We start from the raw sequence: 21,453 nt of genomic DNA, 5'->3' as shown, positions 1-21,453 counted from the left end.
ACTGCGAGATTGTTAAGGGAGGAGGCTTCGTTATGTTCGGATGGAAGGACCAGCGCATTAAGGTCCACTGTGTGATGAGCTGTATGTGCGAAGTGGTCAAAAGGCATAGCGACGTTGATTATCGCCCGTTTTATTTCAACGTGTGGGAAGAACAGTTCGGTGTGTCGGAGGCGGGCTTATCCTATTATTCAAGCAGCTTTACGCCGGCTCGGCTCATGTACTGGTTCCAGCGTATGTTTGGCGTGCGTACGGTCCAATGGCATGATCCGCAACAAGACGCGGCGGCGAATGCAGCGAAGCTGGTTGAGCTTGTGGAGCAAGCGGGGCCGGAGCGGCATGTTGTCGTGCAAATCGATATGTCGCATATGCCGGAGCGGGAAAATAAATTTAATCTGAATCCTTTCCCTCATTATGTCATGGTATCGGCTACGGAACGGGCGGATGAATGGTTTATGCTTGACGCCGACATGAAATGGGAGGGTCTGGTAAGCCGGGATCAGGTGCTCCAGGCGTTTATACAAAACGCTTATCCGGACGGATTTTATATGGATGCGTCTGCGATCAGGAAGCCGTCGCCGGACGATGTGAGAGCTTATTTTTATGACGGCTTTCATTTAGAGAAAAATGATCTCGTATACGGGCTTAGAACCCTTGTTGGACAATGTGCGGAAGATCCGGACAAGCTGTCCGCGCTTGGCGATGCTCTCAAGCATCTCTACGTCATCGTCATACGCAAGTACGGGTATGATTATGCGCTGATGTTTTTCCATGACGAGCTGGGGCTGCCGCGTGAAAATTACGAGCACTGGGCGCAGCAAATCCGCGACTTGGTCCAAGCCTTTAATACGCTTCAATTTCTGGCTGTCAAAATGTCGTTGACTGGCGGAACGAAGCAGCTTGCTTCCATTTTGGATACCTTGACGAAGGCGGAGGCCATAGAGCAGGGAATTAAGTCTGAATTAGAGCGGGAGCTTCACTTGTGGACAGCGGCCCAGTGCGCCAATGTGGAAGGGGGGACGATGTAATGTCGACTAAAGCTGGATTAAAATGCTCGCTCTGCACCATTTCGTTCCGTCATACGTTGGTTTCATTTGAACAACTAGTTGAATTTGCACATAGTAACGGTTTTGACGGACTAGAACTATGGGGGGCTCACGCCAGCCACTTGTATAAGATGCGAAAAGGTTCCGAGAAAGCTCACCTGGATTCGGCGGGATTGACGGTTTCGATGATCAGCGACTATTTGGACGTGGGAGATGGCGTGAACTTCGCCAATACCATTGCCAAATGCAAGGACTTGCTTGTGGTCGCAGACTGGCTCGGCACGAACAAAATTCGAACCTTTGCAGGCACGCGCGGCAGCAAGGACGTGGGCGCAGTTGAGTTCGAGACGATGGTTCGTCAGCTTCGCATTCTTGGCGATCTGTGCATGGATCAGGGAATCGAGCTGCTCGTAGAGACGCATCCGGGCACGCTGGCCGACCATGCAAAGGCCGCTCAAAGGCTGATGCTTGAGGTCAACCATGAAGCGGTTAAGCTGAACATGGATTTCCTGCATATTTGGGAGGCCGGGGACGATCCGCTGGACAGCTATGAGCTGCTGCTGCCCTGGGTGGAATATTTCCATCTGAAAAATGTGATTTCTCTGGCGTATTGCAGCGTGTTCCAGCCTCATCAGGTGTATGCTGCAAACGGAAGCCGTGAGGGAATGGTCGCGTTGGACCAAGGGGCGGTTCCCTATCGCGCGATCATTGACCGGATCAGCCGGAGCGGCAAGTTCGCTTCATTGGAATGGTTCGGACCCGATCCAGCACGGGTGCTGAAAGAGGAAATCAACTGGCTGCATAAGCGAATGAATCAGCTGCATTATAATTGAGTAGATTGGAATGGAGTAAAGTTGGATGATGGTGGCATGAGCAGGGATGAAATTATAAGTATAAGTACCTTAATGATTTAGCGGATCATCATAAGTAGTTTGATTTAAATAAAATCCCTCACAGGCCGCCCAACTTATCGTTGGTGGGGCAGCTGTTGAGGGATTGTTTTGTTGGTAGGTTTAAAAGGGGGGAGGTTATTGCTTTAAATTAAACGAATATGGTTATTTTTGCTCATTCCTCTGAGCGGATGGCTTGCATAAGGAAAGCCACAGAGAATTGTTACACTTCCATTGGCTTCTGACTCAACTTAAGGGTCAACTATTTGCTATTTAATATCACCCTTACGTACTCAGAGCATTCCTTGACCATCGCATATAACTTATCCAGCTCTACACATTGTTTTTCTATTAATGGATTTTCCCAATCATAGTCTTTAATTACAACCACAGCAAAATCCCTTCTATACCAGCCTACGTCTATAATAATATTTATACCATCATTATATCTGACTTGAAAAATATCTTCTTGATCTAAAAATTCCGTTCCATTAAGCCGTGAGGAGATGACTTCTGAATTCATCAGGAGTCATGTTTTTTAATGTCCACTGGTACCGACCGGAGTTGTAGTACTCCATATATTCATCCACTCGTGCCCGTAATTCGTCCAAAGAGGCACACGATTTATAGTCAAGTTCATCTTTCATATGGCTGAAGAACGTCTCCATGGAGGCGTTATCCCAACAGTTCCCTTTGCGCGACATGGACTGCTGAAAGCCCGCTTCTCGAACCAGAAGTCGAATGTTGGGGTGAGTATAATGCATCCCTTGGTCGGAGTGAAACAAGGCCTCTGGATGGACGTTGCCGTCAAGCCGTACCATCAGCTTCTCCAACGTTCGCTCCACTAAAGGCAAGGCAAGGCAAGTGAAGAGGAAAGGTAGTGGGCCAAAATCTGTTTCGTTGCTCCGTCTTTTACACAGGACAGATAGGCGAACTGCCCGTGCCCGTAATACATATAGGTAATGTCGGTAAGCAGAACCTTTTCCGGTTCCCCCTCATCAAATTGACGCTCCAGCAGATTGAGACAGATCTGGTACTCTTGGTTCGCCTTTTCCATTTTTTTGGCAGGGATTAGCTTGGCGAATTGTGGCCACAAGCTTGTATTTCCGCATGAGACGACGAGTCTTTTTGTAGTTCATGACAACGCCGTTCTCGCGCTCCAGCCTTGCCCTGCAAGGTGTCAAAGTGGTCTCGAATGAGCGTCAAGTCGCGCTCGTCAGCGTCCTCTTGCATCTGGCGTTTCTCCTCGGCACCAAGCCAGCAGTAATAGCCGCTTGCACTGACTTCCGCCAATTGGCACAGGTACCGTGTCATTCGTTTCAAGTCATGCTGACGAATCGTAACGTTAATGATCTAATAGCGTTCGGAGGGGGTTAAGGTTTCCTCTGCATCTTCTATTTTTCGAGCGCATCGAGCTTGTTTAGAACGTCATTCTCCGCTTCCAATAGCTTAATACGAGCTTCAGCTCGCTTTAATTTTTCCTCGGTAGACATTTCGCCTGCTGGGGGGGCGGCCCGTGCTCCCCTTCTCACGCCGTTCTTTGAGAAGACCGTTTTCTCCATGAGTGGTAAGGGTATGTCTCCAACGTTTAAGGCACTGCGTCGGCATATTTGTCCCCACGACGTCGATGTCAAAGCCTGCTCGGAGAAAGATCTCCATGGGGTTTTGCCCTTCCTGATATGCTTTTACGGCTGCCAATTTTAAAGGCCGGTGCATACGTAATGCTTTTATTTGTTAAGTGCTAGACATTCGGATTTTGTTCCAATTGTTTCAATTCATGTTCGTTAAATATCTTTGAATTGGCCCTCGTTTTACCCATATCCATACCTCACTCTGTTCTCATTATCTTGATTAAAACACAAATAACCCGCAAGAAGGTCACTTTTTCAAAGTGTCCATCTTGCGGGTCACAGTTCAAAAACGGTGGCAGATGTCTTTCTTGGGTTAAACTTTGCCGTTAAAGATGAAAAATGTAGATTTTTAAGCAGCCTCGAATATAAAAGGAAGGTTAATTAGAAACCAATTCATAAATGTAATCTACGACTTTATTCACTTCACTATAAATATCATTCAAATCAGGAAGTCGTTTTTCGTATACAGGGTAATCCCAGTTATGTGATTTTATTAGACGAATTATAAAAACATCTTCTTTTTTGACGCTGTAGCATCCTAAGTCAATTATATACTCTTCATTAAAGTAAGAAACCGATAACAAATCTTCAGATATATATATCGTATAGTCTTCTGTACCAATAGAATGTACAATTCTATCAAGGTAATTAAAAGAAACCAGCCCATCTCTAAGCTCCAATTTATTCAAGAGTCCACCTACTTCAAATATTTTTTAAACCGATCTTCAGAAATTGGATGACCGTGGATTTCACCCATTGAATTCATTTCCACTCTCATATAGACAGTCTCTTTTCCGTCGCTTGCACCTATAACCTTGTCAAACTTTATTACTTTAAATAAGTCCCTGTTATTAGCTTGTGTTCCATACTCCCAAGCATATCTTTCAAGGGATTCAATATCGATCCCCGGCTTATATCTAGCATTTGCCCCATTAGCTGTAGATTTAATTATAGCATTCCAACTTAAATTTTTTTGAGGAATATGCTTGGTATAAAATTTCCATTTTACTGAAGAACTGACCTCGGCTCTTACTTTGTTTCCATTCTTCAGAACTTCAACAAATAGCTTTTCTCCAACTCTAGCAACTTTACCAATTGGTATTATACCTGCATAAGCCATTGTTCTATCTAATAAAGACGAATTGGGATTTTGAAGGGTTCGTATATCATCAATAATAAGGAAATTAGCTACTTCTTCAAGTCCTTTGTCTATATTTTTCAAATCATTCCACATTATTTTTCCGAATTGTACAAAACAATCCCCGGCATCCTCCCAGCTCTTAACACCGCACATACCTAAGGGATCAATATAAATTAAAGGATTATTAGTAACATAGGTGTAAAGATTAAGACTAAGTGGGTTATTTATATTCCCCTCATATGTGTCTTCATTTATAAACCTGCCAATAGCAGGATTATAATATCGAGTCCTCAAGTAAATTAATCCGGATTCTTCATCCGTTATTTCACCCGTATACTTAAACGGGTTTGACATTTGTTCTTCTTGTGAAAGTACATTGCCCCAAATGTCATACTGGTACCTATTTAGTTCCTGACCGACAGCATCCTTAATCGAAACAACATCACCATGGCTGTTATAGTAATAATAGCCTTTGTCGTTTCCGCTTTCACGATAAAGCAGCTCATTTCCCCAAACATTACGAGCTTTAACGGCCCCGTTCCTATCCAGTTCTTCAATGACTTTTCCATTGTAGTAGATATAACGCGTGTACTCTCCATCGACCGTTTTGCTGGCCCTTAAACCGGAGGCATAATAAGTGTAGTCTCCAATCACACCATCCGTAACCGACTGCTTCAGCTGATTTTTTCCGTCATACGTGTAGTCAACTGATTTCAACAGGTCTAAATTTAAAGTGCCGGACACTTCTTCTTTACGATTACCACTTGTATCATACTGATAAGAGCGGTCGGTATCCGAGGAATTGACTTTAGATTCGGATTCAATGCGATTTAGCAGATCATAGTTAAAAATCTGCTTGTTATTGTTCTCTGTTATTTCAAATTTGTTCCCAAAATCATCGGTTTTGACTTGCTCATTCCAGATAACTTGGTTAGTAGATTTGATCTTGTGTTCTACGTTCACGATATCGCCAAACGAATTCATTTTCTCCATTTGATTGTAGCCGTTTGGATAATTAATCGTGTAATTCTGATTACGACCGTTGTTTTGATGATCGTAGGTTACAGTCCCCATTCCCGGATAATTTACGTTTTGAATACGATCCAGTTCGTCGTATTCATACTTTACTTGAGAATTATCCGGGTAAGTTAAACTGGATAGACGGAAAAGATTGTCATAGTTCAGTTTGTACTCCCGGTTTATGCTTTTAAAGCTGTTCAGATCACCCCAAGTAGTATAGGTGAAGTCAATCTGTTCGTTATCGCTGCTTTTTTCCGAAAGCAGCTGAAGTGTGGCTGGATCATACGTATACTGCTCCGACCAGGTCTGCACTCCATTAACGTCTTTGATCTCATACGACAAAGGCTGATAATGCGCATTATAATTGTAACGATGCACTTGCTTTTTACGGTCCGTATAAGAATCCAGCATGCCTACGCTTGAATACGTATATAGCTCCGTTTCTTGCGTCCCCGTTTTTCTCTGGCTTAACAGCCAGCCAAGCTCGTTATACTCTTTAGTACTCCAGATTTTATCTTCGCTTTGAGATTTTATTAACTGTCCTGATGCATTGTGTACAAAACGATGGCGCTGGCCTGCAGCATCTAAAACGGACAATTGATTTCCGAATGCATCAAAGGAAAACGATGTCGTCTGGCTCGTTCCTTCTCCCTTAACATCGTTTTTAATCACCTTACCGAACGGAGAGTAACTGAAATGCGTTTCTCGAACCTCATTATTTTCTATATCTCGTTCTTTGGTTCGTGTCACGGCTCCAATGTTATTCGAGTATGTCGTTGTTTCCTTACCGTAAGGATCCAGTACACGCACCGTGTTTTGGAGGCTAGATACGTTAGTACTAAGAACCGTTTTTTTATTGGAATACAAATAGGTCGTGGCTTCTCCAATCGAATTTGTCTCGCTTAATAAACGATTAAGAGAATCGTAACGATAAGTAGTTGCGTACTTGGCATCCCCAAAAGGAATAGAGCGGCTGACATCAACTCCGTTATTGGACTCGTTTCGTTGAGTAATCCTTTCCACGTTATCTTTCTTCAGCTTATTTTCCATTTCAAGTCCAAATGGGCTAAATCGAGTAATCGTTGTTAACCCGTTGGCATCCGTTACGCTTACCGTCCGGTTTGCATCGTCATAACTATACGTAGTAGTTCGAGGACTTGCACCAACCGGAATGATTTTCTCGGTGAGCATTCGATCCAAAGTATCATAGGTATATTCAGCTTTACTATTATCGGGACTTGTAACGTTTAATAGCCGCCCTAAAGAATCATATTCATAACGCATTGTCAGCCATGATGGCGGATCATTCTTTTTTAGCGTTACGGAGGTAGACTCCGTTATGAGTCTTCCAAACGTATCGTATTCAAATTTTTTTGCACTCGTCGACGATCCTTGTGAGAACTGTTGGCCCGAGGAGGTTGAGGAGCTCTCGACTACTTGACGATTCGAATTATAGACGGAGAACTCAGTCACAATCAAATCCGAATGCGTTTCAGCAGGGTTATCCGGATTGGGATAAAATTGAGTCTGCGTCATTTTTTTCAACATATTGCGTCGGTTAACCACAGAGTCTGATGCCGAATAGTATTCGTAATCTTCAACCAATCTATAGGCGTTATCCGATGACAAAGTCGTTTTTTTACTAATATTGCGGAATGGACCATTATACTCATAGGTCGTTTTATTATTCCGCTCGTCCGTAATTAAGATCGGTAAGCCATAGCCATCGTATTGAGTTTGGGAGAAATAAACTCTTCCCAAATTCGGACTGCCTTTTAAGACTGAAGCTACTTTGGGTTTTTCGGACGAATAGGCGTAGTAGGTTGTTTCTTGCGACTCAAACCCGTATTGCTCTTGAGCAGCACTATCCGTTTCGTTTAAGAGATTTGTATTATCAGGCCAATTGCTCCAGTTTGCTATTGCATACATCTCACGATTGGCCTTCAGATTCCGCAGTTCAAATTGAGTAAAAGAACATTGATTAAGCCCTGCTTCAGCTCCGGTAGAGCAGGTTTCAATCGTTTGTCTACCATAGCGGGTTGCCCATTTGAGCCGTTTATTATCAGCATCATCAGCATGATCTCCGCGGCTCTTGATCATTTCGTTAATGGAATAGCCGTTCTTTTTATTGTTGACAGCCTTGTAACTATCCGTAACAATTTTTGATTGTCCGTTCTCTTTATAGAGGAAGTTAACGCTAGTTACAGGATGATACGAGATGTACTGAAGATTGTACTTATCCAAAAACAACCGGGTTGTCCCACGAAGTTGTTCGCGATACCCGATGTTGGCCGCTTCGCCTGTATATGGCATTTGGCTCCAGGCATTAACGTATTGGTCATAGGAGAATTTGATTTTCAGATCATTATACAAATTCACTTCATCCAACAGGACGTAGGCAATCTCCCCGTAGGTGTCTTGTCTTCTTTTTTCTATATCAATGGTTTCAAAGAAGTTTTGAACGACTCCGTTACCCTGAGACCATAGAATAATATTGTTGTTTTTCTGACTACAATTGTTGTTTACGCAAAAAGGATGCTGCACGTCTCCTTCCCGTGTCGAATAGTAGAAGTAACCTTGGGGACCGAAATTAAAATCCGCTGCAGAAAACATATCTACATTTTTATATGTGTAAGAAGCAAGGGTCTTGCTTTTTCCGTCAGAAGTGGTTGTGACGGAGTCGAGCGTCCAGTAATTGATTGTGCTGATTGCATTTTTAAGCTGAAGAATGGTGTTGGATCTTGGAGTTACATTGTACGTAACAGTTTTAAGTAAGGAGCTGCCGTTATACGCATTAATGCTCGTAATATTACGGTGGGTACCGTCACGAAGCAGAACGATATCACGGTTATAGGAGTCCTTGATAAAAATTCCGGACGAAGTATGGAGATAGGTAATACGATCTCCATATTCATTTCGTTTTTCTTTTATCTTTCCGTTCTCGTCAAATACATAAGTTATTTTTGAATCCAGAATGATGAAAAATTCAAGCGCTCCGCCTAAAGAAGTATTTCTTTGGCGATAAGCCTCTACGTTGTTATAAGGAATTGATGAAGTTTTTTCTAGATTATATTTTCCATAGTCATTATATGGAATTATTATTCCATTGTCTGAAAACTCGTAAGAGGTGCCGTCATCGAGAGTAAAGGACACTTTATTGACAGCTGTTGGCATAAATAAATACCAAATGCTCTCGCAGCTTCCTGCAGTGGTCCCACCAAGCCAGTTGGGATTGGGACAAGTAGCCGTATTAGGAATAGGTTGGATGCTTGCGCCGTTCCAAGTGCTACTTACCTCAGGGATGTTTAATGACCAGCCTGTTGCAATAAAGTTGCTGTCTTCCGCAATAGTAGAAGGCTCTACTGCTGCACTGAAATTTCTAGAAATTTGCAAATAAAGGTTCTCATTCTCAGTAACCATCTGGGGAGTCATGGCTTTGCTATCCATAGAGTTGTACTTGCGGATTATGGATAAATCCAGACCGGGCTTTCCGCTAAGAAACAAATCATTCGAGCGTTGATTAGCGGACCGATAAAGAGGATCAACCAGTTGTTCCGTATCAACTGAGTAGTTATACTCTGTATTCTTTTCTGAAATAATGTATGAGTTTGAGGATTGAGCAGTCCTTTTTGCCTTTGAAGCTGCTTTATTTGAATTCGCCTGAGCTTCGTTTAATTGTAGGCTTTTCTCTTCAATCTGTTCTCGCATTAATTCCATAACATTTTTTACATGTTCACGATAGACTAGTTCTTCGTCATACGTATTTTGAGTGACGGATTCTGATCTAATACGGCCTTTGTTTGAAGAGCTGTTGAGGTTTGTGGAGTAAGAGTAATACATGTATGCTTCTGGCGCATACTTTTCAAGCTGCGCAATTTCGGTATTGCTTAAGTCACTTTGGTAGGCTTCAAACGATGATTTGTCCCAATTTAATACCGTTTCTTTCTGCTTATCGTTCAGAAGCTCATACCATTTCACATCATGAAAAGCTGCAATTAAGAGAGCTCTCTCGGTCAATTTATCTTTGTTTTCTTCTCTTGACTTTTTGTCCTTTAAAGATTCATCCATTACGTTTTTCTGGATTTCTTGAAGCTGTTTCATTTCTTCTGTTTCGCTTGTATCTGGTTCTGCGTTTTCTTCTGAAGCAGTACTTATTTCTTCGTTTTGAGAACTTTTTGCTTGTTCTTCGGACTTTAACTCAGGGCTTGCCATGATGGATGGCGGAATAAAAGAGGTTGCCATAATGGATATAATCAGCACAATCGCTAATAGAACTTTGTGTTTCAAGAGTTCACCTACTGTTCGCAAAATTAAAATAAGGTTATTCAACTTGCATAAAAGTTAATAAAATCATCGGTTTTCATAAACCGGAATTGCTTGTTTCCCCACCCTCTAAAACAACATTTCTCCTCTATTCGAAACATTTTCCACATCTGCACCTAGACAATATATATTACGACAATGTACTATTCAATAGAAAATTGATAAAAAATAGGTTTAGAGGTAAAATAACAATCTTATTTATCGATTTATCATGAAAATCAACACTCACCCTTTATTAAGTTATTTTTTCCCATATCTGCACAATATGAAGGAAATTATGATTTGTAATAGGAGAACAGTTTGGAAGAATTTCGGTCGATTCTAAAGCCTAATGGGGAGTGGGATTTTTGTGCGGGGGAAAGTAGCAATTGCTTTTTTAATTATTCTCATATTTTGCATTAATGGAGTCTCAGCTTCTGCGTCCAGTAACTACATTTACAGCTATGACGCGAATAACCGCCTCAAATCAATTGAGAGAGATGGAGTAGTTATTCAAACGTTTGAATATGATACGAATGGAAACATGATTAAGAGCCGGTCGGTAAATTCAAAAGCAACGACTACAATTACCTACCCTTCTGGTACTGTCGATGCACCGACAGTAATGAATAGTCCTGGGAATATAGAGTGGGAGCAGAAATCGCCTATAAACGGTGACACATTTATAAGCTATGAAATTATTGTGAAATTTAATGGGAATCCGATCTTCTCCAGCGGTACAATTACTCAAAATACTAAGAATAATAACGTCAGCATACCACTGCCGGATCAGCTTGAGTTGTCAGCTCTCGAACCCAATAAAACGTATGAAGTAAGCATTCGGGTATCCAATGACAGCGGATGGGGAGATTGGTCAAGTCCAGTTTATTTTACAGTGCCTGAAGATAGTGAGCCGAGTGAGGACAACATTTTACAAAATCCGGGCTTTGAAAATATCACTTCCGGAAAGCCTGATGCCTGGGAAACAATTGTAGATGGTAATGGTTCGATTGTTCCCGTGGCTAACCCAGTTGTTCAAGGCTCAAGCGCTATAAAAATTGATGTTATGGGATTGAACCAATGGACCAGCGGTCACTTAAAACAATCTGTCCCTGTAACGGCTGGACTTGATTACACATTGAGCGGGTATGTTCACGCACAGGCTTTGAGCAGTACCTATGCTCAACTCAGGGTGCGTTTCTTTGACAATAACAACCAGTTTATAGAAGAACACTTTGTTGGAAGAGACAGCGTTACATCTGAGTTTACGTTGCTGTCGCTTTACAATAAGGTTCCGAGTGCTGCAGCTACAGCCGATGTGTATGTCTATGTCATGGCCAGTGCAGACGGAGGCAGCGGTACTGCATATTTTGATTCCTTGTCATTCCATTACAATGATACTCAACCTGTAGTTGACGATCAGTTGCTAAACGGTGGATTCGAGAACATAACTAATGAACTTCCTAATGCTTGGAGCGCTTTTATCGATAATAACGCCGGTACAATTGCTCCGATTACAGATCCTGTAATCCAAGGCTCAAAGGCGATGAAAATCGACGTTGCAGGATTAAATTTGTGGACTAGCGGCCATTTAAAACAGTCTTTTTCTGTAGCAGCCGACCGCGACTATACTTTGAGCGGTTACGTTCATGCGGTTGCTCTTACTAATACCTATACTCAATTAAGAGTTCGTTTCTTTGACAGTAATGATCAATTTGTTGATGAGCATTACGTGAATAGGGATACAGTTACTTCGGAGTACACGTTACTTTCGTTTACCAACAAGGTCCCGGCAGCTGCTGTTAAGGCAGAAGTATATGCATATGTAATTGCTAGTGCAGATGGGGGCAGCGGCACGGCTTATTTTGACTCCCTATCATTACAATATAAAGATAGCGCTCCTGAAGGAGAAGGACAGCTGATAAATGGCGGATTTGAGAGCGTTCGTGACGGAGTGCCTCACGCCTGGACGGCATTTATTGATAATAATTCAGGCACAGTAGCTTCCATCACGAGCCCCGTATTGGAAGGGGCCAGTGCGTTGAAAATTGAGGTTACGGGTTTGGGGCTATGGAGTAGCGGACATGTAAAACAATCTATTGCCGTAACAGCGGGCCGTGATTATGAGCTGAGCGGATATGTTCATGCTGTCACGCTGACAAACACCTATACTCAACTACGGGTTCGTTTCTTTGACAGTAATAATCAGTTTATTGACGAGCATTATGTCGGAAGAGATACCGTAACAGCTGATTACACGCAGCTGTCTTTTGACAACAAAGTACCAGCGAACGCGGTTAGGGCAGACGTATATGCCTACGTTATTTCTAGCGCTGATGGTGGAAACGGCATAGCCTATTTTGATTCTTTAAACTTCCAATATAAAATTGCCCCTCCGGTAATGGATGAGCAATTGCTTAATAATGGATTTGAGAATGTGGACAACGGCTTGCCTATGGACTGGATTGGAATTGTGGATAATAATGCCGGAACTGTATCTTTTATTACCTCGCCTGTAACAGAAGGGACTAGTGCGGTGAAAATTGAAGTTGCTGAATTAGGTATATGGAGTAGCGGACATGTAAAGCAAACTATTGCCGTGATTCCAGGGAGCGAGTATACGCTTAGCGGATATGTTCATGCTGCTGCACTTACAAACACGTATACGCAGCTCCGCGTTCGTTTCTATGACAGTAATAACCAGTTTGTTGATGAGCATTATGTAGGAAGAGATACCGTTACTCCTGACTATACACAGTTATCTTTTGACAACACGGTTCCAGTCAATGCAGTTAGAGGAGACGTGTATGCCTATGTCATTGCTAATGGAGAAAGCGGTAGCGGCACAGCCTACTTCGATTCTCTGTCATTCAAATATAGAAATTAAGCATAATCTGCGATAATTTGTTAAAGGCAAGTATTCCCGCTTATCGAAATCGGGGAATGCTTGCCTTTTCTTCTACTCTCACCCAACACATTCCCTATTCCCACCAACCGCCTCCTGCTTTAATATGAATCTAACTCAAACCGCCAAGCGGAGGAGGAAAGCTCATGCTGAAAGGGTTGTTCATCAAACGAAGCAGCGTCCAGCAGAAGATGCTGCTCTCCTTCCTGGCGCTGGTCGTGCTGCCGCTCGGATTGTTCAGCTACATATCGCTGACGATATCGCGCAATACGATTGAGGAGCAGGCCGGGGCGGCCAAGCTCAACTCGCTACGCCTGATTTCTCAGAAAATGGGCATCATGGCCTCAGATTTGAATGCGATTTCAAACCTTTATTTTTCCAATGAGGAGCTGCGCTCGCTGCTGTTAAGCCCCTCGGGCGACCGAGCGTATCAGGAGCGCCTGCAGCGGCAATTCCTCACGCGCCTGATCGTTACCTACCGCTACGCCTATACGTGGCTGGAATACTATACCTCCATATTTGGCTTCAACAATGTGGAGCTGCACACGTTTTATAACGGGCCAAACATCGGGATCGAAAATTTGTGGAACGATCCCTGGTATTTAGAAGCGATCAACCAGGACGGGCAGATTATTTGGGAATCCAACGCCACGCCGCGCCTCAGGCCGACCATCGACGAGGACCACTATGTGTCCGCAATCCGTGTGCTGAAGGATTTTGAAAGCAACACGCCAGTTGGCATGCTGATGATTAACGTAGGTGAAAGCTTTCTGTACAAGCAGTATGCGGACGGAGTTGCGGAGGATGACCAGCTGATTATTTTCGATAAAAAGGGCTCGGTAATCTCGGCAACGGACAAGAGCCGCCTCGGCAGCTCTATGCTAAGCACGGATTATTACTCCTCAATTACTGGGAATGAAGGAAACTTCAACGTTAAGCTGGACGGCAAGCCGATGCTGGTCACCTATTATAAAGTCGAAAGCACTGGCTGGACGCTCGTCTCCTACACGCCGCTTGACACGCTGTTGAAGGAGGTCAATCAGTCCAAGTGGCTGACTTTAATCGTCCTGGCCTCGCTTATGCTGTTATCCTTGCTAATTTCCTACTTGATCGCCAAACGGCTGTCCGTCCCGATTCGCAGGCTGTACACAAGCATGAAACGGGTCGAAATGGGCGACTTGAGCGAGCGGACCGACATTCAAGGAAACGATGAGATCGGCGAGCTGGCATTCAAATTTAACCGAATGGTTGGGCGCATTGAGGAGCTTCACGACCGGGTCGTTATGGAGCAGGACCTGAAGCGAAAGACCGAGCTGCAAAATTTGCAGTCGCAAATTAATACGCATTTCCTGTACAACACGTTGGCTTCAATCCGCTCGATGTTAGTGACGGAGCCTGCGGCGAAGGTGGATCAGGTGATCGTATCTCTCGTAAAATTGCTGCGCAAAACGTTGTCGGACGAGAGCGAGTACATTACGGTAGCCGAAGAGCTGGACAATTTGCAGCATTACGTGACGATCCAGCTGGCGAGGCAGTATGGCAAGCTGAACGTCGATTTCAATATTCAAGACGGCATCGGCTCTTACCGCACGCTGAAGCTGCTTCTCCAGCCGATTGTGGAAAATGCTATTTTTCACGGCATTGAGCCTAAATCCGGGCCGGGCACAATTACGGTGGAGGGCTGGCAGGAGGAAGACATCATTCTGCTGCGGATTACGGATGACGGGGTGGGAATTCCGGTTCCCTTGGATTTTGAGGAAGAGATTATGCTTACGGATAGAGTGCTCACTTCTGCGGGAGGCGTCGGCCTGCGGAACGTGCAGCGGCGCATGAGGGCGCATTTTGGAGAGCGCTACGGCTTGGAGGTTGTATACACGGGCAATGAGGGGACATGCATCCTGCTCCGCTGGCCTTGTTTTATTCGAGTAGAGGAGCTGAACAAGCCATGAATATCGTAATTGTCGACGATGAAGCTCAGATCCGCCGCTGGATGGGGATTTTACTGGACCAAACAGGGCTTCCCGTGCAGCTGGTTGCGTCCTGCAGCAACGGCCAGGAAGCGCTGGAGGCCTGCCGCAAGCTAGACGTGGACGTTGTGATGACAGATATTAAAATGCCTGTGATGGACGGAATTGCCTTCATTCGAGAGCTGAAGCAGGAGCGCCCGTCGATTGTCAGCCTGATTTTAAGCTCATACAGCGAATTCCAGTATGCCTCGGAGGCGATTCGGGCCGGTGCAGCGGATTATATGCTCAAAGCGGAAGTTACGGCGCACGATTTACGGCGGGTGCTGGAAAAGCTGAAGGCTGACATTGAACGGGAACGGCTGCGGGACCGGGAAGTGCTGCATCTGAAAAGCGCCATTAACGTCAACCAGTACGCGCTGCGGTCGCTTTTTTTCAGCGAGCTGGCGCGCGGCAAAAAAATCTCCTCCGCAGAATTGGAGGAAAAGCTTCGTACGCTGCGCATTCCGCTGCGCAGCCAGCATGTGCTGGCGATGATCATCCGCAGCGACGATCCGGCGTTAAGCAAGGACAAGGTCAAAATTCAAGACCCGGAGCTGCTCCGTTCCGCAGTGATTAATATGACCGATGAGCTTTTATTAACCGAGGCGGGCGGCGGCTGTTGCTTCGTGTTTGAGCAGGATTATTTTGCGGCGCTGTTTAATTTCGAGCAGCGCGGCGAGAGGACGCTGCGGGATACGACGCTGCAATATGCGCAGAGGATTTCCTCCAGTTTGCAGGAGCTGCTCGGGCTGTCTGTTTCAATCGGGGTCAGCCTGCCCGCGCTGCATCTGAGCTCGCTTGGCCAGCAGCTGGAGGAGGCAAGGAGTGCGCTGAATCGGAAGCGGTTTTACGGCCGCAAAACGATTTCCTGGCATTCCGATGAAGCTCCCAAGCCAGGCTTCGCTCTGGACAGCTCCGTGCAGCACACGCTGGAACTGTTATCGGAGCTGCTGGATCAGAACCGATTTAACCGGGTTCTTCCGGCGCTGAAGGAAACATTGAACGAAGCGGGAACCAAGATGCTGTGGAGCGAAAAGGAATCCAAAGCTTTTGCGCTAGAAGCGGTTTTTCTATTGCAGCGAACGTTTCGGCGGCTAAGCGCCGCGACGGGCGACAGGGGCGACAACGCGGCTGCTCCGGATGGGCACAGTCCGCATGAGGAGATTTCCAGGCAGCCTACGTTCCAGCATTTGGCGGACTGGCTGCTTGCCCGCGCGGAACGCATCGTTTCGGAAGCGGAGCTGCTGCAGCATCCGTACAGCGAGACGATCCGTAAAGTATGCGACTACGTGAAGCGGCATTATGCGGACGGGGCCTCCTTGCAGCAGGCGGCGGATTATGTTCATTTGAATAAAAACTACTTGAGCGAGCTGTTTAAAAAAGAAACAGGGTCAAGCTACAACGATTATGTGACGCTGGTACGGATTGAAAAGATCAAGACGCTCCTGCTGGAAGGAAAAGCGCCCGTAGGCCAGCTCCCGGAGATGGTCGGGTACCCTGACGGCAGCTATCTGTCCAAAGTGTTCAAAAAGGTAACGGGTATGACTCCGCTGGAGTTCAAACGGAAAAAAGCTTAACGAGCTGCATGAATGTCAGGAGCGGTGTCGGTGCTGCACGGCTTAACGGGCTGTCTAAAGCCCGGTTCATCCGAATCCGGCTCGGCGCATCCTCGGCTCAATGAGTTCAATCCTCATCCTTCCCGCCCGGCGGGAGGGATGTTTTTGTTATTCAGGAGCATAAATTCGCTTTTTTCGCCGCTTGCGTGAAAACTTGACCAAAGAACCCGAATATATGACCAAAAATCGGGCGACACGTTTTTTATAATGAAAACACGGAAGACAACGACTAACGATAAGGCGGGGGATCAACATGAAAGCATGGAGGAAGCTGGCGCCAGTCGCCGCAGTTCTAAGCTTGTCGATGGCCATAACAGCTTGCGGTTCGAACTCGGGCTCCGGCACGGAAGCGAATACAAACGCTGGTAATACGGACAAGCCGGCTGAAACGGCGGGAGCGCCGGTAGAAATTTCATTTGCCAACTGGATTTCCGTCGAGGACGGAACGAAAGAAGCCTATAACCAGCTTATCGCTGAATTTGAGAAAGCGAATCCTAACATTAAGGTCAAATCAATCGGCATTCCGTTTGCGCAGTTCAAGGATCAGGTTCTGGTCAGCTCCGCAGGCGGCAACCCTCCCGATGTGACGATGTCCAACCAGAACTTTACGCCGGCGTTTGTCGGAGCGCAGGTAGCCGAGCCGATGAATAACGTGCTGGACCAAGCCATTCTTGACGATATCGTTGACGGCAGCAAAGCCGGCGTCACCTTCGACGATAAAGTCATGGCAATGCCGTGGGCGCCGCATCCAAGCGCGCTGTTCTGGAACAAAAAGCTGTTCGAGAAAGCCGGTCTCGACCCGGAGAAGCCGCCGACAACTTGGGATGAAATGATCCAGTACGCTCAGAAGATCGCTGCGCTCGGCAAAGACGAGAACGGCACGTCCATTTACGGCATCGGCGAAACGGGCGCATCGGACTCCTATACCGGCAACATGCTGCTGCGGATGACCTATTCCTACGGCGGCAAATTCACCGACGACTCAGGCGCGGTCGTGTACGACCAGGGCACTGCGCTCAAGGATTCCCTGCTCTACATGCAAAATCTGATCAATAATAAGATTTCTCCAAAAGGCGCAGCGATGGCTGATTTGCGGCCGATGTTCGCGACGGGTGCGCTTGGCATGATTATCGACGGAGACTTCGGACGCACAAACTTCCGTAATATGAGCGGCAAAGGTGCGGAGTTCGATAAGGAGTGGGGCGTCACGACGGTACCGGTAGGCAAAACGGGCCGCAGCGAGACCTTCTTCACCGAGCATCAGCTGGTCGTTACAGCAGGCGGCAAAAACAAAGAGGCTGCTAGCAAGCTCGTCGAGTTCCTTGTTTCCAAAGAAGCAATGGGAATCTACCACAAGCTGAACGGTGTTATGTCGGCTCGCAAATCGATTTCTACTCTGCCGGAGATGAACGAGGACGATTACTCCAAAGTGTTCAACGAGCAGATGAAAACCGCTTCGCCGCTTCCTTCCAAAAACCCGAAATTCGATAACGCGATGAAAACGTCCACCGACATGATCGTCATGGTGACCGAGGGCGGCAAAAGCCCGGACGAAGCGATTGCAACCGTCATGCCTAAGATCAAGGAACTCTACCAGAAGTAAAGAGCAATCAGCAGGCGGGAGCGGCAGATGCCCTTCCGCCTTGCTTGTCCCTTCCAAGAACGATACGAACTAGCATGAGGTGATTAAACTTGAATGTCAGACTAACCAGGCAGAACAAAAACATCATCTTTGCCGTTGTCCTGCTGCTGCCGTCCATCCTGCTGCTGACGCTGACCATTATCAGCCCGCTGATCAAATCGGTCATGATGAGCTTCACCGACTACTCCCTGCTCTCCCCGGAACAAAGCTGGAACAACTTCGCCAATTACGCGGAACTGCTCCGCTCTTCGGAATTCTATCATTCTCTGCGCATCACCTTAACGTATGTGGTCGCTACCGTTTTGCTTGATTTGGCGCTTGGCATGACGCTGGCGCTTGTGCTGAACCGCAAAATCCGGTTCCGCGGCTTTTTCCGCAGTATTATCATGATTCCTTGGGCAATTCCTACCATTGTTACGGCGCTTATATTCATGTGGATTTATCAAGGGGATTACGGCGTACTGAACTACGTTCTCGTCAACCTTGGTATTATCGACGACAACATCAACTGGCTGCGCACGACGGATTACGCGCTCGCCTCCATTGTCGTCGTCGCTGTTTTTCGGCAGACGCCGCTTGTGACGGTCATGCTTTTGGCGGGATTGCAGGGCATCTCGGCCAGCCTGTACGAAGCGGCCCGCATTGACGGCGCGAACGGCTGGCAGGTATTTACCCGAATTACGCTGCCGATGCTGAAGCCGGTCATTACGAGCGTGTCGCTCATCATGATCGTGAACAATTTCCAGATGTTCACCTTGTTCTTCACGCTGACAAACGGCGGCCCGGCGGGAAGCACGACCTCTCTCGCCATTCATACGTATTTTACGGCCTTTTCAACCTATGAGATGGGGAAAGCTTCTGCGATCGGCGTCATTTGGCTTGTGCTGTTGTTCGCCTTTTCAACGATTTTCACCCGCATCATGAACCGCGACGACAGATAGGAGGTTGCCGATTTGAACAACCAGGTAAAGGCGCTGTCTTATTCCGCATCGGGAGAGCAGCGCAAGCGAAAGCCGATCAGCAGCGCTCAAGTATGGAGTTATATCTTTCTAGCTGCAATCCTTGTGTTTCTTATGTTTCCGGTCTATTGGATTATCGTTACTTCCCTGCATTCTAATGCGGATCTGCTCCAGCTTCCGCCAAAATGGTTCCCGCTTAATCCCAATTTCAGCAGCTATGTTGAAATTTTGCAATCTTCCGTCTTTTTAACCTTTTATAAAAATACGCTCATTGTCGCCGCCGGAGCTACCGTACTATGTATCTTCGTTTCGATCTTTGCCGGTTACGCTCTCTCGCGTTTTAAATTCAAAGGAAGCAATTTCTTGACGCTATTGTTTCTGTCCGCGCAGATGTTCCCGACCGTTACGCTGGTCATTGGCCTTTACTCGCAATACCAGGCGCTTAACTTGCTGAATACGCCGTATGTTTTGATTCTGGCCTCCACCTCCGCGTCGCTGCCTTTCAGCATTATGCTGATGCGCACCTTCTTCAACGGCATCTCGCGCGAGCTGGAGGAGGCAGCGGAAATCGACGGGGCGTCCCGCTTCAAAACACTATTCGCCGTCATTGTACCGCTGTCCAAACCGGGCATTATGGCCATTGCGATCTACACGTTCCTGATTGCCTGGGACGACTTCCTGTTTGGACTCACGCTCGTTAGCGATATCAGCCAAAGAACGCTTAGCCCGGGCCTGTCGCTCACATACCTTGGAGAATACTCCGCCAACTGGTCCGGCGCAACAGCAGCTGCGGCCTCAGCCACAATTCCGCTGCTTATCGTATTCATGTTCCTTCAACGGTACATGGTAGAAGGATTAACAGCGGGCGGCGTAAAAGAATAGTTCAAAACCTATTTCATTAGGAGGGATTCCATTGCAGCAAAATCGTCCAAACGTTATTGTCTTTTTTACCGATCAGCAGCGCTGGGACACATCCGGGTTGCACGGCAACCCGCTCCGTCTTATGCCGAACTTTGACCGAATGGCGACAAAAGGAACGCATCTGACACATTCCTTTACGTGCCAGCCGGTATGCGGGCCGGCGCGCTCCTGCTTGCAAACCGGGCAGTACGCAACGACGACGGGCTGTTTTGTAAACGGAATTCCGCTACAGGAGAATTCCCGTACGCTGGCTCATTATTTCAACGACGCAGGATATCATACCGGCTACATTGGCAAATGGCATCTGGCTAAGCAGGAGCCGGTGCCTGCCGAGAAACGGGGCGGTTATCAGGAATGGCTGGCCGCCGATGTGCTGGAGTTCTGTTCAGACGCCTACCAAACGACGCTGTTTGATAATGACGGCAATGCCGTTAAGCTTCCGGGTTATCGGGTGGATGCTCTGACTGACGCAGCCATTCGTTACATTGATCGTCAAAAGGACAATCCGTTCTTCCTGTTCGTCTCCTATCTGGAGCCGCATCACCAGAATCACCGCGACGACTACCCGGCGCCGGACGGTTACGCCGAACGGTATACGAGCCCTTGGCTGCCGCCTGATCTGGCCGCGCTTGGCGGCTCGACGCATCAGCATATTTCCGGTTATTACGGTATGGTGAAGCGGCTTGACGAGGCGCTGGGCCGGATGCTGGATGCGCTCAAATCGCTGAATCTGGACGACAACACGATTGTGTTGTTCACGTCGGATCACGGAAATCATTTTAAAACCCGTAACGGTGAATACAAACGCTCCGTTCATGACGCTTCCATTCGAGTGCCGAGCGCCATTACCGGACCCGGCTTTATGGGCGGCCGGCAGCTTCAGGAGCTGATAAGCCTGATCGATCTGCCTCCAACTTTGCTGGATGCCGCTGCAATTCCTGTGCCGGAGCATATGCAAGGCCAATCTATTATGCCGCTCCTGCAAGGTAAGGACATGATCTGGCCGGAGGAAGTATTTGTCCAGATTAGCGAATCCGAGGTTGCCCGCGCCGTGCGGACGAAGAGATGGAAATACGGCGTAAACGCCCCGGACAAAAACGCCTTCCATGATGCAGGCTCCGACCAATACGTCGAGGCGTATTTGTACGATTTACAAGCGGATCCGTACGAGCTGAACAATCTGATTGGCTCGGCTGCCCATCGGGAAGTGGCGGACATCATGAGAGCTCGGCTGTTGAGCCGTATGGTGGAAGCGGGCGAGACGCCGCTGCCTACGATTGTTCCAGCCGATTCGGTGAACTTCGGCCAGCGCACGGTAAGCACGGAAGAAGCGCGCAGTTAATCAAGCTACACCCCTGTTCTGAGCGGAACAGGGGT

The 21,453-nt window shown here is 46.8% G+C and carries 13 protein-coding genes; 9 read left to right on the top strand and 4 right to left on the bottom strand.

Translation table 11 applies throughout. The annotated features are described in order from the left end of the window. The first annotated feature begins 32 nt into the window (after positions 1–32). The gene (locus M3223_RS10695; protein WP_251561288.1) at positions 33–1,025 is read left to right on the top strand and encodes a DUF6005 family protein; all 993 of its coding nucleotides are present in this window, start codon (positions 33–35) and stop codon (positions 1,023–1,025) included. Continuing rightward, positions 1,025–1,876: a sugar phosphate isomerase/epimerase family protein gene (locus tag M3223_RS10690; protein ID WP_251561287.1), complete on the top strand. Its 852-nt coding sequence runs from the start codon at positions 1,025–1,027 to the stop codon at positions 1,874–1,876. The genes M3223_RS10695 and M3223_RS10690 overlap by 1 nt, the downstream gene beginning before the upstream one ends. A gap of 548 nt (positions 1,877–2,424) precedes the next feature. On the opposite strand, the gene M3223_RS10685 is transcribed toward M3223_RS10690, so the two are convergent. From M3223_RS10685 to M3223_RS10670, 4 genes are all read right to left on the bottom strand, one after another. Next, positions 2,425–2,766, bottom strand: a complete 342-nt coding sequence (locus M3223_RS10685) for an IS3 family transposase (RefSeq protein ID WP_251561286.1) — start codon at positions 2,764–2,766, stop codon at positions 2,425–2,427. Between the two features lie 11 nt (positions 2,767–2,777). Next, positions 2,778–3,029, bottom strand: a complete 252-nt coding sequence (locus M3223_RS10680) for a hypothetical protein (RefSeq protein WP_251561285.1) — start codon at positions 3,027–3,029, stop codon at positions 2,778–2,780. A 912-nt stretch (positions 3,030–3,941) separates the two neighbouring features. Then, positions 3,942–4,253, bottom strand: coding sequence for a hypothetical protein (locus M3223_RS10675; RefSeq protein WP_251561284.1), 312 nt, complete (start codon positions 4,251–4,253; stop codon positions 3,942–3,944). A gap of 8 nt (positions 4,254–4,261) precedes the next feature. Further along, a complete protein-coding gene (locus M3223_RS10670) occupies positions 4,262–10,012 on the bottom strand; it encodes an RHS repeat-associated core domain-containing protein (RefSeq protein ID WP_251561283.1) in 5,751 nt (1,916 codons plus the stop codon). Positions 10,013–10,397: 385 nt separating this feature from the next. Between M3223_RS10670 and M3223_RS24475 the strand changes: the two genes are divergently transcribed. The 7 genes from M3223_RS24475 to M3223_RS10635 all read left to right on the top strand — a co-directional run bounded on the left by M3223_RS24475 (position 10,398) and on the right by M3223_RS10635 (position 21,418). Next, positions 10,398–12,914 (top strand): carbohydrate binding domain-containing protein, encoded by a 2,517-nt coding sequence (locus M3223_RS24475; protein ID WP_251561282.1) that lies wholly within the window; start codon positions 10,398–10,400, stop codon positions 12,912–12,914. A gap of 164 nt (positions 12,915–13,078) precedes the next feature. Next, positions 13,079–14,881, top strand: a complete 1,803-nt coding sequence (locus M3223_RS10660; protein ID WP_251561281.1) for a cache domain-containing sensor histidine kinase — start codon at positions 13,079–13,081, stop codon at positions 14,879–14,881. Then, positions 14,878–16,515: a response regulator gene (locus M3223_RS10655; RefSeq protein ID WP_251561280.1), complete on the top strand. Its 1,638-nt coding sequence runs from the start codon at positions 14,878–14,880 to the stop codon at positions 16,513–16,515. Before M3223_RS10660 ends, M3223_RS10655 begins: the two co-directional genes overlap by 4 nt. A 292-nt stretch (positions 16,516–16,807) precedes the next feature. After that, a complete protein-coding gene (locus M3223_RS10650) occupies positions 16,808–18,157 on the top strand; it encodes an ABC transporter substrate-binding protein (RefSeq protein ID WP_251561279.1) in 1,350 nt (449 codons plus the stop codon). 89 nt (positions 18,158–18,246) lie between these two features. Further along, a complete protein-coding gene (locus tag M3223_RS10645) occupies positions 18,247–19,137 on the top strand; it encodes a carbohydrate ABC transporter permease (protein ID WP_251561278.1) in 891 nt (296 codons plus the stop codon). Between the two features lie 12 nt (positions 19,138–19,149). After that, complete coding sequence (locus M3223_RS10640) at positions 19,150–20,037, top strand: carbohydrate ABC transporter permease (RefSeq protein ID WP_251561277.1); 888 nt, start codon at positions 19,150–19,152, stop codon at positions 20,035–20,037. A gap of 31 nt (positions 20,038–20,068) precedes the next feature. Next, the gene (locus tag M3223_RS10635) at positions 20,069–21,418 is read left to right on the top strand and encodes a sulfatase-like hydrolase/transferase (protein ID WP_251561276.1); all 1,350 of its coding nucleotides are present in this window, start codon (positions 20,069–20,071) and stop codon (positions 21,416–21,418) included. Positions 21,419–21,453: the final 35 nt, after the last annotated feature.

The organism is Paenibacillus pasadenensis (genome assembly GCF_023715725.1).
In the GTDB taxonomy this organism is placed as follows: Bacteria; Bacillota; Bacilli; order Paenibacillales; family Paenibacillaceae; genus Paenibacillus_O; species Paenibacillus_O pasadenensis_A.
This window is presented reverse-complemented; position numbering and strand designations above follow the sequence as displayed.

Excerpts from the sequence above, each read along its gene's own strand:
- M3223_RS10660 (WP_251561281.1), top strand. The coding sequence starts at position 13,079 with ATGCTGAAAGGGTTGTTCATCAAACGAAGCAGCGTCCAGCAGAAGATG.
- M3223_RS10690 (WP_251561287.1), top strand. The coding sequence starts at position 1,025 with ATGTCGACTAAAGCTGGATTAAAATGCTCGCTCTGCACCATTTCGTTC.
- M3223_RS10655 (WP_251561280.1), top strand. The coding sequence starts at position 14,878 with ATGAATATCGTAATTGTCGACGATGAAGCTCAGATCCGCCGCTGGATG.
- M3223_RS10650 (WP_251561279.1), top strand. The coding sequence starts at position 16,808 with ATGAAAGCATGGAGGAAGCTGGCGCCAGTCGCCGCAGTTCTAAGCTTG.
- M3223_RS10695 (WP_251561288.1), top strand. The coding sequence starts at position 33 with ATGTTCGGATGGAAGGACCAGCGCATTAAGGTCCACTGTGTGATGAGC.